At 70.4% G+C, this 17,810-nt stretch carries 15 protein-coding genes; 6 read left to right on the top strand and 9 right to left on the bottom strand.

Translation table 11 applies throughout. From position 1 onward, the window contains the following. Window positions 1–23: 23 nt before the first annotated feature. The 4 genes from ACZ4NT_RS01940 (at window position 24) to ACZ4NT_RS01925 (ending at window position 4,007) form a co-directional block, all read left to right on the top strand. Complete coding sequence (locus ACZ4NT_RS01940; protein WP_467722706.1) at window positions 24–1,469, top strand: hypothetical protein; 1,446 nt, start codon at window positions 24–26, stop codon at window positions 1,467–1,469. Between the two features lie 260 nt (window positions 1,470–1,729). Then, the gene (locus ACZ4NT_RS01935; protein WP_121403267.1) at window positions 1,730–2,368 is read left to right on the top strand and encodes a DUF4383 domain-containing protein; all 639 of its coding nucleotides are present in this window, start codon (window positions 1,730–1,732) and stop codon (window positions 2,366–2,368) included. A gap of 175 nt (window positions 2,369–2,543) precedes the next feature. Continuing rightward, entirely contained in the window at window positions 2,544–2,768 is a 225-nt protein-coding gene (locus ACZ4NT_RS01930; protein WP_467722704.1) for an FmdB family zinc ribbon protein, read from the top strand. Window positions 2,769–3,287: 519 nt separating this feature from the next. Beyond that, complete coding sequence (locus ACZ4NT_RS01925) at window positions 3,288–4,007, top strand: DedA family protein (protein ID WP_467722702.1); 720 nt, start codon at window positions 3,288–3,290, stop codon at window positions 4,005–4,007. On the opposite strand, the gene ACZ4NT_RS01920 is transcribed toward ACZ4NT_RS01925, so the two are convergent. From ACZ4NT_RS01920 to ACZ4NT_RS01910, 3 genes are read right to left on the bottom strand one after another with little or no spacing between them, the layout of a single operon-like run. Next, on the bottom strand, window positions 3,919–4,746 hold the full coding sequence (locus tag ACZ4NT_RS01920) for an HAD family hydrolase (protein ID WP_467722701.1): 828 nt from the start codon (window positions 4,744–4,746) through the stop codon (window positions 3,919–3,921). The genes ACZ4NT_RS01925 and ACZ4NT_RS01920 overlap by 89 nt on opposite strands. After that, the gene (locus ACZ4NT_RS01915) at window positions 4,746–7,313 is read right to left on the bottom strand and encodes a phosphoribosyltransferase (RefSeq protein ID WP_467722699.1); all 2,568 of its coding nucleotides are present in this window, start codon (window positions 7,311–7,313) and stop codon (window positions 4,746–4,748) included. Before ACZ4NT_RS01915 ends, ACZ4NT_RS01920 begins: the two co-directional genes overlap by 1 nt. Before the next feature lie 58 nt (window positions 7,314–7,371). Further along, window positions 7,372–8,535, bottom strand: a complete 1,164-nt coding sequence (locus ACZ4NT_RS01910; RefSeq protein WP_467722697.1) for an HpcH/HpaI aldolase/citrate lyase family protein — start codon at window positions 8,533–8,535, stop codon at window positions 7,372–7,374. Between the two features lie 189 nt (window positions 8,536–8,724). On the opposite strand from ACZ4NT_RS01910, the gene ACZ4NT_RS01905 reads away from it, so the two are divergent. Continuing rightward, entirely contained in the window at window positions 8,725–9,624 is a 900-nt protein-coding gene (locus tag ACZ4NT_RS01905; protein WP_121403261.1) for a TerD family protein, read from the top strand. Window positions 9,625–9,724: 100 nt separating this feature from the next. Here the strand turns inward: ACZ4NT_RS01905 and ACZ4NT_RS01900 are convergent, their stop codons facing one another. The 6 genes from ACZ4NT_RS01900 to ACZ4NT_RS01875 form a co-directional block, all read right to left on the bottom strand. Next, window positions 9,725–10,462 (bottom strand): Tellurium resistance, encoded by a 738-nt coding sequence (locus tag ACZ4NT_RS01900; RefSeq protein WP_121403260.1) that lies wholly within the window; start codon window positions 10,460–10,462, stop codon window positions 9,725–9,727. Between the two features lie 197 nt (window positions 10,463–10,659). Continuing rightward, window positions 10,660–11,808 carry a DUF475 domain-containing protein gene (locus ACZ4NT_RS01895; protein ID WP_121403259.1) on the bottom strand — a complete coding sequence of 383 codons (1,149 nt, stop codon included), beginning with the start codon at window positions 11,806–11,808 and terminating at the stop codon, window positions 10,660–10,662. 118 nt (window positions 11,809–11,926) lie between these two features. Continuing rightward, window positions 11,927–12,502: a TerD family protein gene (locus tag ACZ4NT_RS01890; protein ID WP_121403258.1), complete on the bottom strand. Its 576-nt coding sequence runs from the start codon at window positions 12,500–12,502 to the stop codon at window positions 11,927–11,929. Between the two features lie 134 nt (window positions 12,503–12,636). After that, on the bottom strand, window positions 12,637–13,212 hold the full coding sequence (locus ACZ4NT_RS01885; RefSeq protein WP_121403257.1) for a TerD family protein: 576 nt from the start codon (window positions 13,210–13,212) through the stop codon (window positions 12,637–12,639). Window positions 13,213–13,325: 113 nt separating this feature from the next. Then, window positions 13,326–13,784, bottom strand: a complete 459-nt coding sequence (locus tag ACZ4NT_RS01880) for a peroxiredoxin (protein WP_121403256.1) — start codon at window positions 13,782–13,784, stop codon at window positions 13,326–13,328. 183 nt (window positions 13,785–13,967) lie between these two features. Then, complete coding sequence (locus tag ACZ4NT_RS01875; RefSeq protein WP_183116860.1) at window positions 13,968–14,405, bottom strand: DUF3052 domain-containing protein; 438 nt, start codon at window positions 14,403–14,405, stop codon at window positions 13,968–13,970. Window positions 14,406–14,874: 469 nt separating this feature from the next. Between ACZ4NT_RS01875 and aceE the strand changes: the two genes are divergently transcribed. After that, the gene (aceE, locus tag ACZ4NT_RS01870; protein WP_121403254.1) at window positions 14,875–17,622 is read left to right on the top strand and encodes a pyruvate dehydrogenase (acetyl-transferring), homodimeric type; all 2,748 of its coding nucleotides are present in this window, start codon (window positions 14,875–14,877) and stop codon (window positions 17,620–17,622) included. Window positions 17,623–17,810 lie beyond the last annotated feature (188 nt).

Raw genomic sequence — 17,810 nt, 5'->3', positions numbered from 1 at the left:
GGATGACAGCACGGGAGAGGGATGTGACGGCGACACCTTCGCAGCCGTACACGCCGTTTGTGCCATGTGCGGAGCAGACACGTCGTCGCCCTCCGAGTCCCCGGGTCGGCCGCGCCGCCGGTCCCGCACGCGCCGTCGGCGCCTCCCGGGCCGCGCGTGACGCGCTGACCCTGGTCGCGCTGCCGCTGCTCGCCGTTCTCGCCCTGCCCGCCGCCTTCGCGGGCGGCGGGACCCGGCGCTGGTTCGGCGGCCGCTCCGAGGGCCAGCGCGCCGAGGCCCAGGCCGCGAAGGACGCGGCCGCCGCCGCCTTCTACGAGCTCGACACCGCCCAGCGCGACCTGCGGATCTCGATAGAGACCATCCGCGCCGTCGACGACTCCCCCGCCGCCCGCCGGGCCGTGTCCGACTTCGAGGCGCTCGGCCGGCGCATCGACGAGGCCAGCCACCAGTACATCAACGCCGTCGACGCCCACGACCTGGACCGGGACGACCTGGAGGCGTCCGCCGCCGCCCAGGCCCGCACCCAACTGACCGCCGCCAAGGACGAACTGGGCCGGGTGAAGCAGGAGCTGGACCGTTTCACCCGGGGGCTCGAACCGCTGCTCGGCAAGGCGGAGACGCAGCTCGCCCGGCTCGCCCCGGCCGTCGAGCGCGCCCGCCAGGCCCTGCTCGCGGCCTCCAACGCCCTGGACGCCGTCCGGGCCACCCGGCTGAGGGCCGACGACCTCGCGGCCCGGCTCGCCACCCTCGCACCCGAGCTGACCAAGCTGAACCAGGGCGCTGGACAGCACGGCGTGCCGGAGACCCTGGAGCGCGCCGAGCGGGTCGCACGCGAGGCCGAGGCCGTACGGGCCGAGGCGCAGCGGCTGCCCGAGCGGGCCGCCGAGATCGACCACCGGCTCGTCTCGCTGCGGACCCGTGCCGAAGCGCTGACCACCCGGTCCGGGCAGGTCGAACCGGTTCTGAGCGAGCTGCGGCGCCGTTTCGTGGCCGCCTGCTGGCAGGACCTGCAGCACGTACCGGACCACGCCGCCGAGAACGTACGGCAGGCCGAGTTGAAGCTGAAGGAGGCGCAGGCGGCACGCGACGACCAGCGCTGGCCGGACGCGACCTCGCTGCTGTCCACGGTGCGGGCGCTGCTGAACCATACCGACGAGGCCGTCTCCGCGGCCGGTGACCGGCTCCAGCGGCTCAACGCCGTCGCGAAGGACCCCCAGCACGAGATCGACCGCACCCGTTTCGCGATCCGTGACGCCCAGCGGCTCGCCATGACCGGCCGCAACACGCCCGATCCGCGCCACGCCCGCCCCCTCGACGACTCGGTGGCCCGGCTCGACCGCGCCGTCGGCGAGCTGGAGGGCCGCCATCCCGACTACTGGCACTTCCTCACCGAGACGGAGGCCGTACGGCGGACGGTGGCCACGGTGGTCGGACAGATCCGTGAGGAGCGGGGCAGCGGCGGAGCGTGAGGAGCTTCTCACTGGCGGGGCGTAAGGAGTCCCGCTGGCAGGGCGTGAGGGGGCCCGGCCGCGCGGTGTGGAGGGTCCCGGTGGCGGGGACCTGGTCGTACTCCTCCCGTGCGGAAGTGATGACCGGATTTTCCCTTGCGGGCGCTGGGATCCGCGGCCCGGTCCCGGGCGGCCCGCGCCGCTTGATGTTGCCGGTCCCGGCCGTCCGGGCGGATCCTGGGGACTACCAGTACCTCCGCTAGTGGCAGAGGGAGGCGAACATGGCCACGCACGCAGTGCAGTCCGGGCCCAAGCGTCGCATCCGGTTCGACGAACACCTTCCGGTCGACCACCACCTGAGCAAGTTCTACCGGGTCGGCGCCGGTCTGATGGGCCTGGTGCTGCTCGCTTTCGGCATCCTGGGCCTGATCGACAAGGTCGGCTTCTTCGACACCCGCGGGGACGAGGTCGCCGGTCTGAGCACGAACGGCGCGCTCAGTGTCATCTCGATCTGCGTCGGCCTGCTGCTCTTCGTCGGCATGGTGATCGGCGGGAACTTCGCCTCGACGCTCAACATGGTCGTCGGCGTCCTGTTCATCCTGAGCGGCTTCGTGAATCTGGCACTGCTCGACACCGACAACAACTTCCTCGCCTTCCGCATCCCGAACGTGCTGTTCAGCTTCGTGGTGGGCGTGATGCTGATGTTCTTCGGCATGTACGGGAGAGTCGGCTCCGCCCTGCCACACGACAATCCGTACTGGCGTTCCCGTCACCCCGAACAGGCGGAGACCGAGGAGCGGGTGCAGTCGCGGATTCAGGCGGCCGAGCGGGCCCGCGGGATCGCCGGGCCGGGCGGCAGCCACCGGGACGGCTCCGGCCCGCGCCTCACGGGCCCCGGCCCCGGTCCTCACAAGGGCTGAGGCCCAGCCGGCCCCGAGGCCCGGCTTCTTCCCGTGGGGCGCGGCCTCCCCACGGTCCGGCCTCTCTTCCGGTACGGGGCCCGGGTGCGGGTCGCTTGACCCACCCGGGGCCCGGGCCCGGTTCCTGGTCCGGGTAAGCCTCCCGGTGGGACTCGGAGCCCGTTAACCTGTCCGCATGCCTCGCTACGAATACCGCTGCCGGACCTGCGGTGACACCTTTGAGCTGAGCCGGCCGATGGCGGAGTCCGGCGCCCCCGCGGCCTGCCCCGGCGGCCACGACGACACGGTGAAGCTTCTGTCGACCGTCGCGGTCGGCGGCGCGGCCTCGGCCCCTGCGGCGGCGCCCCGGGCGGGCGGCGGCGGTGGCGGTGGATGCTGCGGCGGCGGTTGCTGCGGCTGATCGGGACGACTCGCTGACCAACGCCGGTAGGCCCACGTCGGCAAACACCGGTTGGCGAACACGGGTTGGCAAACGCCTGTTGGCAAGCGCCGATTGGCAAACACCGGCTCGCGGGGGCCTGCGTCGGCGGGTCAACATTTGCGGGCCAGCGCCGGTTGACCCACACCCGTAGGCCAACGTCCATTGACCAAGGCCACCCGGCCAACACCTGTGGGCCGACGCCGGCGCGCTGAGAGCCGCCCGCGACGAGCCCCCGCGCGTCAGCCGACAACCGTAGGCCAACGCCGGTGGGCTTGTAGGCGTACAGGCGTACAGGCGTACAGCCGTAAGCCAACACCGGTAGGCATACAGGCGTAGGCATACAGCCGTAGGCCAACACCAGTAGACGTACAGACGTGGGGCCAACGCCGGTTGCCCCAGACCCGCAGGCCAACGCCCGCAGGCCAACACCCGTAGGCCACCCCCGCACCCCCACCGCCCTCAGCCTCTCTTCAGCTTCGGTTGCCTAGCGTGGGGCCCATGACAGCCATCGCAGCGGCGACCACGGCAGCCGAGCGCGCGCAGGGCGGCGCGCCCTCGTGGGTCAGTGACCTCATGGCCACGCTCGGAGCACCCGGCGCGGGCCTCGCCATCGCGCTGGAGAACCTCTTCCCACCGCTGCCCAGCGAGGTGATCCTGCCCCTCGCCGGTTTCGCGGCGAGCAGCGGCAGGATGAGCCTGCTCGGCGTGCTGGTGTGGACGACGCTGGGCTCGGTCGTCGGCGCGCTCGCCCTCTACGGCGTGGGCGCCCTGCTCGGCCGGGACCGCACGCTCGCGATGGCGGCCCGGTTGCCGCTGGTGAAGGCGGCGGACGTCGAGCGGACCGAGGCCTGGTTCCTGCGGCACGGCACGAAGGCCGTGTTCTTCGGGCGGATGGTCCCCGTCTTCCGCAGCCTGATCTCCGTGCCCGCGGGCGTGGAGCGCATGCCGCTGCCCGTGTTTCTCGGGCTGACGACGCTGGGCAGCGCGATCTGGAACACCGCCTTCGTGCTCGCGGGCTATCTGCTCGGCGACAACTGGACCAAGGTCACGGGTGTCGTCTCCGCGTACTCGAAGGCGGTGCTGGCGGCGGCCGCGCTCGCGGTGCTCGTCTTCGTCGGGCTGCGGCTGCTCAGGTCCGGCCGGGGCGGTCGCAGGCGTCGAGGAACTCCCGGAGAATCCGCTCCCCCGCGGCGACCCCGAGTTCCGGAAGAGCGGTGATCGAGGGGCCCGTCCAGCCGGCCTCGGCGAGTTCGCCGTGGCCGGGACGCCAGCCCCGGTCGGCGGCGAGCAGCAGATCGGCGTCGAGGAGCGAGTCCCCCGCGGCGAGGGTGAGGTCGGCGCCGGTGCGGCGGGCGACTTCACGCATCGCCGCGCTCTTGGTGAGCGGTTTGGGGACGGCGTAGATCTTGCGGCCCTGGAGGGAGACGGTCCAGCCGCGGTTCTCGGCCCATACGGCGAGTTCCTTCACCCAGTCCTCGGGGAGCAGTTCGCGCTCGACGACGAGGTAGGCGAAGAGGTCCTCGGCGACGCGGTGCTTGCGGACCCAGAGCGGGTCGGACGTGGCGGCCATGTGTTCGCGCACCTCGGCGAGGGAGGCGCACTCGTCGGCCAGGCGGTCGGTGACCCGCGCGTGCCAGTCGCGGTCGGAGATGCCGTCGACGAGCAGGTGGCCGCCGTTGGCGCAGATCGCGTACTTCGGGGCGGGGCCGGGCAGGCTGATGCGCTGGTACTGCTTGCGGGTGCGGGTCGTGGTGGGGACGAAGACCGCGGTCTCGCCGAGTTCGGTGAGGAGGCCGGCGGCGGTCTCGGTCAGGTACGACAGCGGCTTGCTCTCGTGGACCTCGACGCAGAGCAGCCGGGGGGCCTCGGCGTCGGGCATGGCGAGGGCCAGGGCGGCCGAGGAGTAGATGAGCGTGCGGTCGAGGTCGCTGGCGACGAGCACCTGGGGAGAGGTCATCAGGAGGTCACCGCCCGGCCGTCGGCGCCGGTCGCCCCGCGGGTGAACTTGGGGTGGATCAACCCGACGCAGGTGTAGGGGAGTTCGGCGACCTCCTCGACGGGGACACCGCGCTGTTCGGCGAGCAGGCGCACATGGTCGAGGTCGGCGCCCGCCCCGGCGCGGGCCAGGATCTTCCAGGGCACGCGGCGCAGCAGGACCCGGGTGGTCTCGCCGACGCCTGGCTTGACGAGGTTCACGTCGTGGATGCCGTACTCCTCGCTGATCCGCTCGACGGCGGCCCAGCCTTCCCAGGAGGGCGCGCGGTCGGCGGAGAGGAGGTCCTTGGCCTGGGTGTCGACGGCCTCGGTGACCTGGTCGAAGTGGGCGGAGACGGCGTCGAGGAAGTCGACGGAGACGTCGGCGCCGGCGAGTTCGCGGTAGAACTTCGCGCCGTGGTAGTCGTGTTCGCCGACGAGGTCGGCGCGCAGGACCGTGCGGGAGATCAGGCCGGAGACGGTCGAGTTGAGGCAGGCGGAGGGGATGAGGAAGTCCTCGCGGGTGCCGTAGGTGCGTACGCAGGAGCCGGGGTCGGCGAGCACGGCGATCTCCGGGTCGAAGCCGGTGATGCCGTCGGACGCCTCGAACTCCTCGATGGCCTGGGCGAGTTCGCGGGTGATGGCGCCCTTGCCGGTCCAGCCGTCGACGAAGACGACGTCGGCCGGGTCGTGGTGGGCGGCGAGCCAGCGCAGGGCGTTGGCGTCGATGCCGCGGCCGCGCACGATGGAGACGGCGTAGTGCGGGAGGTCGAGTCCGTGGCGGTGCCGGGCCCAGCGGCGCATGAGGACGCCGACGGGTGTGCCGGCGCGGGCGAGGGAGACCAGGACGGGTCTGGGCGAGCGTTCGGCGAGCACCAGCTCGGTGACGGCGCCGACGGCCTGGGCGATGCGGGCGGCCGAGGTGCCGAGGGCCGCGTGGAAGAGCTCCTGGTACGCGTCGCTCGGCTGGTACTCCACGGGCAGCGACTCCGCGTAGTGGGCGCCGCCGCTCTGGATGGCCTCCTCGCGCTCCTCGGTCGGTGCCTCCAGGCGGACGTCCGAGAGGTCCTGGAGCAGCCAGCCGACGTCTTCGGGCGGGTACGAGGAGAAGGCGGGGCCGCGGAGGGGCTCGGGGAGCATGAGGGGCCTTTCGGTGGCGGTCGGCCGCGGGGCCGCGTGCGGCGCGGCTCCGGAGCCGGGCGCCCGCGACGGGACGTGGGAGGGCACGACGGCGAGCAGGACGGCCGGGGTGTGCGCGGCGAGCTGTGCCAGGAGTCCGTCGGGGGCGTGCAGCTCGGGGGTGTCGGCGGTGGAGTCGACGACCGCGACGACGGCGTCGAAGCCGGCGCCGGCGACGTTGTAGGCGTAGCGGGGGCCGGGGCCGTCGTCCGGGTGGTCGTGGGCGGGGAAGACGATCCGGCTGCGTATCGCGTAGCCGGGGTCGTCGAGGGCGAGGACCGGTGAGCGCGTGGTGGTGGAGTACCGCACGTCGGCGTCCACGATCTGTTCCAGCTCGCGGGCGAGTCGCAGCGGCGCGTACATCAGTTCCTCGAAGCCGAGGACGAGGACGCGTCGCGCCCCGGCGGGCAGGGCGTCGGCGACCCGGGCGGCCAGGGCGGGCAGCGCGGTCTCCAGGCGTATTCGGTGCTCTGGGGTGAATCCGTGCCGGCCGCCGTCGGGCACGCCGTGCGGCCAGTCGAGCGGGACGCGGACTGCGTCGCGGGCCTGCTCCGGGGCGGCGGAGCCGGGGGCGGCAGAGCCTGGTGCGGCAGAGCCTGGTGCGCCGGAGCCGGGGGCTGCAGAGCCTGGTGCGGCGGAACCGACCGCGGCGGACTCGTCGGCGGACGTCTCGTGGGCGGCGACGAGTGCCTGCCCCTTCTCCAGGACGCCCTCCGGGAGGACGACGGTGCCGGAGGCGGCCGCGACCAGGTCGACGCGGGCGCCGATCTCGCGGGCGAAGTCCTCCAGGCGCCCGAGGTCGGCGGCGGAGCGCATGTCGACGAGGGCCACGACGACGTACCGCTCACGCGGGTAGCGCGCGTGCAGGGCGCGCACGGTGTTGAGCACGGTGTTGCCGGTGGAGAACTCGTCGTCGACGAGGACCAGCGGTCCGGGGCCGGCCAGCAGGCGCGGGTCCTCGGGGAGCAGCAGGTGGGAGGTGGCGTGGGAGTGGGACTCCTCGAAGCCGCCGGCCTGGGCGACGCCGGGCACGGAGCGCCGGGTGGAGTGCAGGTAGGGGGCGACGCCGATGCCGTCGGCGACGCTGTGGCCGAGGCCGGTGGCGGTCTCCGCGTAGCCGAGGACGACGGAGGTGCCCGCCTGTTCGCCCAGCAGTTCGCGGACGCGCCGGCCGAGGGCGAACCCGTACCCGTAGACCACGGAGGGCGACTGCGGGACGTGCTTGCCGAGCACGTTGGACACGAGGAGGTGCGCCCGCTTGGGGTTGCGCCGCAGCGCGAGACCCAGCAGGTCGTGCAGCTTCTCGTCCCCGACGAGTTCGACCCCGAGCCGCTCCGCGACCCAGGTTCCCGTCCACACCACGTTGTTCATCGATTCCTTGCTGGTTGCTGATCGGATCGGTCCGGTCGGTCCGGTCGGTCCGGTCGGGTCAGGAGGTCAGTCCGGCGGCGAGCAGCTCCACGAAGCCGATGTCCTCGTTCGCGACGCCGAAGACCTCGGCACGCTGGAGGGTGCGTTCGGCCCAGGCGCGGTGCGGCTTCACCTCGTTCATCTTGTTCGTGTAGGCGGAGCGGAGCACGCCGCCACCGCATCGATCGGGCCGCAGGATGTCCTGGGCGTCCGTGTACTCCTCGTGACTGACGACGGACAGCGCGTGCACGGGCAGGACGTGCGAGGGGTGGATGCAGGTCTTGCCGAGCAGACCGTTGGCGCGGTCGAGGGCGATCTCGCGCAGCAGGCCGTCCATGTCGTGCTCGATGAGCAGGGTGCGCAGGTCCTCGGCCTCGGGGGTGAAGGGACTGCGGCGCAGCTGCGGCTTGAACATGCGCTCCTGGAGCCGGAAGTACTCCCAGACGGGCCCGGTCACGGTGAACCCGGTGCCGTCGGCGCGGCCGAGGACGTTCACCACGTCGGCGATGACAGAGGCGACGATCTGCACGTCGTAGGCTGTCATGTCCGGGGCACGGCGCAGTCCGTAGGCGGAGCAGAAGTCGGTGACGCCGAGGCGCAGGGCGAGGACTCTGTCGCGGTATTTGTCGACCGTGCGGTAGATGCCTTCCAGGGTCTCGCGGCGGGACTCCAGATGCAGCAGGCCGGGCGATTCCAGGACGGGCATGGCGAACAGGCGCCGTCCGCTCGCCGTCTCGGCGGCGGTGAGGGCCTCCAGGAACGGGGTGCCCCGCTCCTCGGTGAATTTCGGCAGGACGAATCCGGACAGCAGCCGGACGGCGGGGCCGAGGCGGTGGACGAGGTCCGGGATCTGCTCGGGGGCGCGGACCCGCACGAACAGCAGCGGGACCTCCGCTTCGGGCCGTCCGGCGAGGTCGGTGAACTGCCTGACCAGGTTCTCCTCGGCGTCCGCGACCTCCGCGTCGTCGATCGAGTCCTCCAGGCACAGCACCATGGAGACCACACCGCGCCCGGACTGTTTCACGATGTCGTCGGCGAGGTGGGGCCGGGTGGCGGGGCTGTAGAGCGTGGCGCCGAGGGCCGCGGCGAGGACGTGGGCCGGGGACTGGGCGCTGAAGGCGCACGGCTCCCGGTGGAAGAGGCGTTGGCGCTCCTGAGGAGCGACGTGCCCGAAATGACGCATGAGACTCCCCCGTGGCGGCTAGACGGCCTGACATGATGTGGCCGGTAATAGTACGTAGAGATCCATGTCAACAGTTCCCGGCGAGCATGAAGTTCTGGTAACTCAGCTGTGTCCGGCACCTACTGTTCCTGTGCGGGAGCCGAGTACCCCGCGTTGTCGTGACCAGGCCCGAGAGGGCAGGATGACCGCATGACGCACGCGATGCTGAAGGGGTCGAACGTCCCGCTGGACGCCACGGCGGTACGAGCCGTGCTGCGCTGGGCGCCCGGGCAGGGCGTTCCGGACGTCGACGCCTCGGCGCTGCTCCTCGGCCCCGACGGTCGTGTGCGATCCGACGAGGATTTCGTCTTCTACAACCAGCCCCGGCACCCGTCGGCCAAGGTCTGGCGGCTCGGCAAGAAGCGGGTCGCCGAGGGCCTCACCGACACGATCCAGACGGATCTGGCGGGCGTCGAGTCCGCGGTCGGCCAGATTCTGCTGGTCGCCTCGGCGGACGGCGTCACCTTCGACCGCGTACGGGACCTGCGCATCCTGCTGTACGACGCGTCGGTCGCGGACGGCGAGCCGCTGGCGTACTTCGACATCAAGCCGGAGACGGGCGCGGAGACGGCGCTGATCTGCGGTGAGCTGTACCGGCGCGGCGAGGGGTGGAAGTTCCGGGCGCTCGGCGAGGGCTATTCGAACGGCCTGCAGGGGCTGGCGACCGATTTCGGGATCTCGGTGGACGAGTCGGAGCCGGAGAGCACGCCCGAGGGCACCTGGGCGGCGCCCCCGAGCGCCACGGACGAGACCTGGGCGGCACCGGCCGGCCCGCCCGAGACGTCGGTGCCGCTGCCGCCCGAGCAGCCGGCTCCGGTGCCCCAGCAGGCGTCTCAGCCCGCCTACGGCTATCCGCCGGAGCCCCCGCGGCAGCCCGCGTACGGCTATCCGCAGGCCGCCCGGCCGACGGACCCGTCGGGGTACGGGTATCCGCAGCCGCAGATCCCGGCCGCCGAGCCGCCCGCGTACGGCTATCCACAGGCCGTGGGTCCGGTGGCGGACCCGGATTTCGAGCTGCCTCCGCAGGGTCCCCAGTTCATCGGGCGCTGAGCCCGGCCCCGAGGGGCCGCGCCCCGCTCCGGCACGGTACGGCGCGGCGTGCCCCTCGCCCGGCGGACGCCGGGGCCGGGCGCGGGGCGGCCGGTGCGGGTCAGCGGTCGACCTTCGACTTGTAGCCTCGCCCCCACTGCAGGCCCCAGCCGTACAGGCGGTCCAGTTCGGCCTGGAAGCCGTACACGAACTTCACCTCGCGGCGCACGGTCAGCTCGCCCTTGTTGTTCTCGATCATCACCACCGCGCAGGACCGGGCCTGCGGGTGGCGTTCGTCGAGGCCGATCTCGATCCGGGGACCGTTGCTCGGATACAGGGTGACGACGGCATGCGTACGGTCGAAGGCGGGCGTCTGGTCGTAGATGTAGACGAAGACGAGCAGCCGCCTGATGTCGTCGCGGTGGTCGAGATTGACGAAGATCGTCTCGCCGGATCCCGAGCCGAACCGGTCGTCGCCGCTGAGCTTCACGTACGGCGGGGCGTTGAGTTCGCCGAAGAAGCCGCCCAGCGGCTGGACGACGCCCTTGGAGCCGTCCGTGAGCTCGTACATGCAGCCGAGGTCGAGGTCCACGTTGACCATGCTCTGGGTGTGCGCCTGGACCACTTCCGGCTTGAACGCCTGGAAGGGGTGGCGCAGCAGGCTGCCGCGCTCGGGCCCGCCGATGTCGGAGGTGCGCATCCGCCAGGACAGGTTGATGCGCAGGTTGCCGGTGGCCGCGCCCTGTTTGGTGAGCGAGACCTGGCGGTGCCGTTTGGTCAGTTCGATGGCGTTGGTCGAGGCGCTGCCGGAGTCGAAGTCCGTCGACCGTCCGCGCCACAGGTCTTCCCAGAAGCTCATGTCCGCCCCCCACTGTGCCTGATTCGTACGCCGTGCCCCCGACGTCCGCCGCCCCGCGCGGCACGGCTTCCGTGCGGGCGGCTGCCGTCCGTACGGTGAATGCCGTGCGGGGCGGCACCGAGGACCCGTCCTCGAAAGCCGCCCCGCACAGAGCGTTCCTCATCGGGCGGGGTGCCAATCCCCCGGCCCGGTGTGTGTCACACCCCGGACGAGACCTCAGTCTTCTCGTCCGAGGTCTGGCCTTTTCCCTCGGCCGCGGCGATCGCCTTGTTGCGGCGCACGGAGGACCAGAAGGACCAGGCGATCAGGATGACGCCGACGAGGCCGGTGATGACCTCGTTGATCTCGTACTGGATGGTGACGAGGAGGATCACGGCGAGGGCGCCGATCGCGTAGTGCGCGCCGTGCTCCAGGTAGACGTAGTCGTCGAGGGTGCCCTGGCGGACCAGGTAGACCGTCAGCGACCGGACGTACATGGCGCCGATACCGAGGCCGAGGGCCATCAGCACGATGTCGTTGGTGATGGCGAAGGCGCCGATCACACCGTCGAAGGAGAAGGACGCGTCCAGCACTTCGAGGTAGAGGAACATGAAGAACGCGGCCTTGCCGGCGAGGACCACCGCCGACGGCTTCTTGCCGGTCTTGCGGGCCTCTTCCTCGGCCTCGTGCTCGCGCTCCTCCTCTTCTTCGAGCTTGTCCTCGAAGTAGCCGGAGAGGCCGCCGACCACCATGTACGTGATCAGGCCGGCGATGCCGGAGATCAGGACCGTCTCCGCCTTGTCGGCGTGCGCCCCGCCGTGCTGGTGGGCGTGGGCGGCGAAGGTCATGGACGTGATCAGCAGGGCGACCAGCGCGATGCAGACCGAGAGCATGTCGACCTTGCCGAGCTTGGACAGCGGCCGCTCGAGCCAGGACAGCCACTTGATGTCCCGGTCCTCGAAGATGAAGTCGAGGAAGATCATCAGCAGGAACATGCCGCCGAAGGCCGCGATCGCCGGGTGGGCGTCCGTGACCAGCTGCTGGTACTGGTCCTTGTCGGTCAACGCGAGGTTGACCGCTTCGATCGGGCTCTTCTTGGCGGTCACCGCCACGATGACGACAGGGAACACCAGTCGCATACCGAAGACGGCGATCAGCACACCGACCGTGAGGAAGATCTTCTGCCAGAAGGCACTCATCTTCTTCAGGATCCCGGCGTTGACCACCGCGTTGTCGAAGGACAGCGAGATCTCGAGGACGGACAGGATCGCCACGATGCCGAAGCCGGTCCACCCCCCGTAGAGCACCGCTGCGACCAGGCCGAGTGCGGTGACCGCAAACGACCAGCCGAAGGTTTTCAGAAGCACTGGCTACCCAATCGTGTATGTACGGGTCTCCCCCGCGCCGTACTCGGCTTTACCTAACGTTGACCACGCAGTGTAGAGCGCCATACTCGCGGCCGGCGCGGGCGGGCCCCGCTACCGCCTAGGAGACGTTGACCCCGAAGTCCAGAGCGATGCCCCGCAGACCGGACGCGTATCCCTGACCGACGGCGCGGAACTTCCACTCGTCGTTGTAGCGGTAGACCTCGCCGAAGATCATCGCGGTCTCCGTGGAGGCGTCCTCGCTCAGGTCGTAGCGCGCCAGTTCCTGGCCGTCGGCCTGGTTGACGACGCGGATGAACGCGTTGCTGACCTGGCCGAAGGTCTGGCCGCGGTTGTCCGCCTCGTGGATCGAGACCGGGAAGACGATCTTGTCCACCGTGGCGGGAACCTTGGAGAGGTTGATCAGGATCGACTCGTCGTCCCCCTCGCCCTCGCCCGTGAGGTTGTCACCGGTGTGCTCCACCGAGCCGTCGGGGCTCTTGAGCTGGTTGTAGAAGATGAACCACTCGTCGCCCAGCACCCGGCCCGCGTTGCACAGCAGCGCGCTGGCGTCGAGGTCGAAGGGGGCTCCGGTGGTGGAGCGCGCGTCCCAGCCGAGCCCGACCATCACCTGCGTGAGGTTGGGTGCGGCCTTGGAGAGGGAGACATTGCCTCCCTTGGCGAGCGTGACGCCCATGATGCTGGTCCTCCCCGAGGTCGAACTTCAGTTGTCCAGCGGTCCGGCGCCGCTGTCGAGCGCGTCCGGCGCCGCACTCGAAGTGTGCGGCGCCGGACGGGTGAGCCCATGGCCCCGAGGGGCCGGTGCACGGCTCAGACGTTCACGCCGAAGTCCTGCGCGATGCCGCGCAGGCCCGAGGCGTACCCCTGGCCGATGGCACGGAACTTCCACTCCGCGCCGTGACGGTAGAGCTCGCCGAAGACCATCGCGGTCTCCGTCGAGGCGTCCTCGGAGAGGTCGTAGCGCGCGATCTCCGCCTCGCCCGCCTGGTTCACGACGCGGATGAACGCGTTGCGGACCTGGCCGAACGACTGCTGGCGGTTCTCGGCGTCGTAGATCGAGACCGGGAACACGATCTTCTCCACGTCGGCCGGGACGGCGGCGAGGTTGACCTTGATCTGCTCGTCGTCGCCCTCGCCCTCACCGGTGATGTTGTCGCCGGTGTGCTCCACGGAGCCGTCCGGGCTCTTCAGGTTGTTGAAGAACACGAAGTTGGCGTCACTGCTGACCTTGCCCTCCGCGTTCGTCAGGATGGCGCTGGCGTCGAGGTCGAAGTCGGTGCCGGTGGTGGTACGGACGTCCCACCCCAGACCGATGATGACCGCGGTCAGGCCGGGTGCCTCCTTCGACAGCGAAACGTTGCCGCCCTTGCTGAGGCTGACTCCCACGATTCCTCCCAAATGATGTCCAGGGGCGGGGAGCCCCGTCGTGCTCGGTATCGGATCAACGTGTCGATCCTAGTGACGGGTTCCCGTACCCTGCAGGCCTTGCGACCGAAGAATCACAGGGTGTCGAGCGCCGTGACGTACTCGTTCAGGTCACGCGCGTCGGGCAGGCCGTTGACGACGGTCCACTGGACGACTCCGTCCTTGTCGATGACGAAGGTGCCGCGCACCGCACAGCCCTTGTCCTCGTCGAAGACGCCGTAGGCGCGGGAGACCTCGCCGTGCGGCCAGAAGTCCGACAGCAGCGGGTACTCCAGGCCCTCCTGCTCGGCGAAGACGCGCAGGGTGTGGATGGAGTCGTTGGAGACGGCCAGCAGCTGGGTGTCGCGGTCCGTGAACCGGGGGAGCTCGTCGCGCAGGGCGCACAGCTCGCCGGTGCACACGCCGGTGAAAGCGAATGGGTAGAAGAGCAGCACCACGTTCTTCTCACCGCGGAAGTCGGACAGCTTCACGGTGGCGCCGTGGTTGTCCTTGAGTGCGAAGTCCGGGGCCTTGGTGCCGACCTCGATCGCCATAGTCACACGCATCCCTTCCAGGGGGCTGTTCGGGTGACGACCAGCCTACGCAGAGATCCACCGGGGAGCCCGGTGCGGTCCGCCCATGGATGGGGCCCCCGCCGTCGGCTCGGATCGGCGGGGGCCCCACTCACGTTGCTGCGGGCAGCACGAGTACTGCCTTGAGGAAGAGAAAAGCGGAGTTCAGCGCTTCGACTTGGCCGCCTTCGGCGTGGCCAGCCGGCTGCCGCTCCAGTCCTTGCCCACGCTGACGGTCTTGGTCTGGGACAGACCCGCGGTCGTCGCGGCTTCGGCGATGTCGCTCGCCTCGACGTAGCCGTCACGGCCCGTCTTCGGCGTCAGCAGCAGGATCGTGCCGCCCTCTTCGATGTACGTGGTGGCGTCCACCAGCGCATCCGTCAGGTCGCCGTCCTCGTCGCGGAACCACAGCACCACGGCATCGGCGACGTCGTCGTACTCCTCATCCACGAGCTCGCTGCCGATGACTTCCTCAATGGCCTCGCGGAGCTCCTGGTCGACGTCGTCGTCGTAGCCGATCTCCTGGACCACCTGCTCGGGCTGGAACCCCAGCCTGGCGGCAGGGTTCGTCCTCTCCTCCGCGTGGTCCGCGGTCGCGCTCACGGGTTGCCTCCTGATCATGTTTCGGTCGGGGTCTCCCCCCTGCTCGGTCAGGAGCTGGGAGAAGTCTTCAGCCACGCGCGTGCGCGAAGCATTGGCCGTAGTCCACACGGGCGGGGCGGATCGCGCAAGTACCCGGCCGCCGAGACCGCCGAAACGGTGACGATCCTGGCCGTGTCGACGCAACTCCTGGCATGGAATCACAGACCCGGGTGACGCACACCACACCCTTCTGCCCGGTTTGCGGACTTCGGGACCCTCCGAGGGTACGGGAGTCGAATGGCTTTGCGGAACGCGTGACGGGCCGGGCGTATCGTTGCGATTTGACCCGCCCCGCCCCGACCGGGCTGGACAGACGTGATGGTTACCTCTCGGTAGAGATGACGATCGCGTTCCCGAGGTACACGATGGGGAACGGTGCAGACACCTGGAAACCCAGGGAAAAATGGCCCTCTGACAGTGAAGGAACAGCGTGGCTTCCGGATCCGATCGCAACCCGATCATCATTGGCGGCCTTCCGAGTCAGGTACCTGACTTCGATCCCGAAGAGACCCAGGAGTGGCTCGACTCCCTCGACGCCGCCGTGGACGAGCGCGGCCGGGAGCGGGCCCGCTATCTGATGCTGCGGCTGATCGAGCGGGCCCGTGAGAAGCGCGTGGCCGTGCCCGAGATGCGCAGCACGGACTACGTCAACACCATCGCCACCAAGGACGAGCCGTTCTTCCCCGGCAACGAGGAGATCGAGCGCAAAGTCCTCAACGCCACCCGCTGGAACGCGGCCGTGATGGTGTCCCGGGCCCAGCGTCCGGGCATCGGCGTCGGCGGCCACATCGCCACCTTCGCGTCCTCCGCCTCGCTCTACGACGTCGGCTTCAACCACTTCTTCCGCGGCAAGGACGAGGGCGACGGCGGCGACCAGATCTTCTTCCAGGGGCACGCCTCCCCGGGCATCTACGCCCGCGCCTTCCTGCTCGACCGGCTGAGCGAGCAGCAGCTCGACGCGTTCCGGCAGGAGAAGTCGAAGGCTCCGTACGGGCTGTCCTCGTACCCCCACCCGCGGCTGATGCCGGACTTCTGGGAGTTCCCGACCGTCTCCATGGGTCTCGGCCCGCTCGGCGCGATCTTCCAGGCGCGCATGAACCGCTACATGGAGGCGCGCGGCATCGCGGAGACCTCCAAGTCGCACGTCTGGGCGTTCCTCGGGGACGGCGAGATGGACGAGCCGGAGTCGCTCGGCCAGCTGTCGATCGCGGCGCGCGAGGGCCTGGACAACCTGACGTTCGTCGTCAACTGCAACCTCCAGCGGCTCGACGGCCCGGTGCGCGGCAACGGCAAGATCATTCAGGAGCTGGAGTCGCAGTTCCGGGGCGCCGGCTGGAACGTGATCAAGCTGGTCTGGGACCGCACCTGGGACCCGCTGCTGGCGCGGGACCGCGACGGCGTGCTGGTCAACCAGCTCAACACCACGCCGGACGGGCAGTTCCAGACGTACGCGACCGAGACCGGCGCCTACATCCGCGAGCACTTCTTCGGTCACGACCACCGGCTGCGCGCCATGGTCGAGAACATGACGGACGACCAGATCCTGCACCTGGGCCGCGGCGGCCACGACCACCGGAAGGTCTACGCGGCCTTCGCGGCGGCCAAGGCGCACAAGGGCCAGCCGACCGTGGTCCTCGCCCAGACCGTGAAGGGCTGGACGCTGGGCCCGAACTTCGAGGGCCGCAACGCCACCCACCAGATGAAGAAGCTGACGGTGGCCGACCTCAAGGGCTTCCGCGACCGGCTGCACATCCCGATCTCCGACAAGGAGCTGGAGTCCGGCGCGCCGCCGTACTACCACCCGGGCCGCGACTCGGAGGAGATCCAGTACATGCACGACCGCCGCAAGGGCCTGGGCGGTTACGTCCCGACCCGTGTGGTGCGGTCGAAGCCGCTGCAGCTCCCCGAGGACAAGACCTACGCGAGTGTGAAGAAGGGTTCCGGACAGCAGTCGATCGCCACGACCATGGCGTTCGTGCGGCTGCTGAAGGACCTCATGCGGGACAAGGAGATCGGCAAGCGGTTCGTGCTGATCGCGCCCGACGAGTACCGCACTTTCGGCATGGACTCGTTCTTCCCGAGCGCGAAGATCTACAACCCGCTCGGCCAGCAGTACGAAGCCGTGGACCGGGAGCTGCTCCTCGCCTACAAGGAGTCGCCGACCGGTCAGATGCTGCACGACGGCATCTCCGAGGCGGGCTGCACGGCCTCGCTGATCGCCGCGGGATCGGCGTACGCGACCCATGGCGAACCGCTGATCCCGGTCTACGTCTTCTACTCGATGTTCGGTTTCCAGCGCACCGGCGACCAGTTCTGGCAGATGGCGGACCAGCTGGCGCGCGGTTTCGTGCTGGGCGCGACCGCGGGCCGGACGACGCTGACCGGTGAGGGCCTGCAGCACGCGGACGGCCACTCGCAGCTGCTCGCCTCGACCAACCCGGGCTGTGTGGCGTACGACCCGGCGTACGGCTTCGAGATCGCGCACATCGTGCAGGACGGTCTGCGCCGGATGTACGGCTCGTCCGAGGAGCACCCGCACGGCGAGGACGTCTTCTACTACCTCACCGTCTACAACGAGCCGATCCAGCACCCGGCCGAGCCGGAGAACGTGGACGTCGAGGGCATCCTCAAGGGCATCCACCGCTTCAGCGAGGGCACCGCGGGCTCGATCCCGGCGCAGATCATGGCGTCCGGCGTCGCCGTGCCGTGGGCCGTGGAGGCGCAGCGGATCCTGGCCGAGGAGTGGAACGTCCGGGCGGACGTCTGGTCGGCGACCTCCTGGAACGAGCTGCGCCGCGAGGCCGTCGAGGTGGAGCGGCACAACCTGCTGCACCCCGAGGAGGAGCAGCGCGTCCCGTACGTGACACGGAAGCTGTCGGGCGCCGAGGGGCCCTTCGTGGCGGTCTCCGACTGGATGCGCTCGGTGCCGGACCAGATCGCCCGCTGGGTGCCGGGGACCTACCAGTCGCTGGGCGCGGACGGCTTCGGCTTCGCGGACACGCGGGGTGCGGCCCGGCGCTTCTTCCACATCGACGCGGAGTCGGTCGTGGTGGCCGTCCTGACCGAGCTGGCCCGCGAGGGCAAGGTCGACCGGTCGGTCCTGAAGCAGGCGATCGACCGCTACCAGCTGCTCGACGTCACCGCGGCGGACCCGGGGCCGGCCGGGGGCGACGCGTAGGGCGGACGTCCTTCGGCGCTCCCCCGCGGCCGGGCCGCGGGTTCGGGGACCGAGGTGTGACCGGGCGGGGGGGGGGGGGGGGGGGGCCCCCCCCCCCCCCCCTTTTTTCCCGCGTGGGCACGCAGGAAAAAATGGCGCCAGGTCCCGCGGGGAGGCGCACCCCAACAACACCCTCTTCGTTCTCTCTT

This window comes from Streptomyces sp. NPDC026417 (assembly GCF_055567695.1).
The sequence above is the reverse complement of the archived record's forward strand: the minus strand, read 5'-3'. Positions and strand labels throughout refer to the sequence as shown.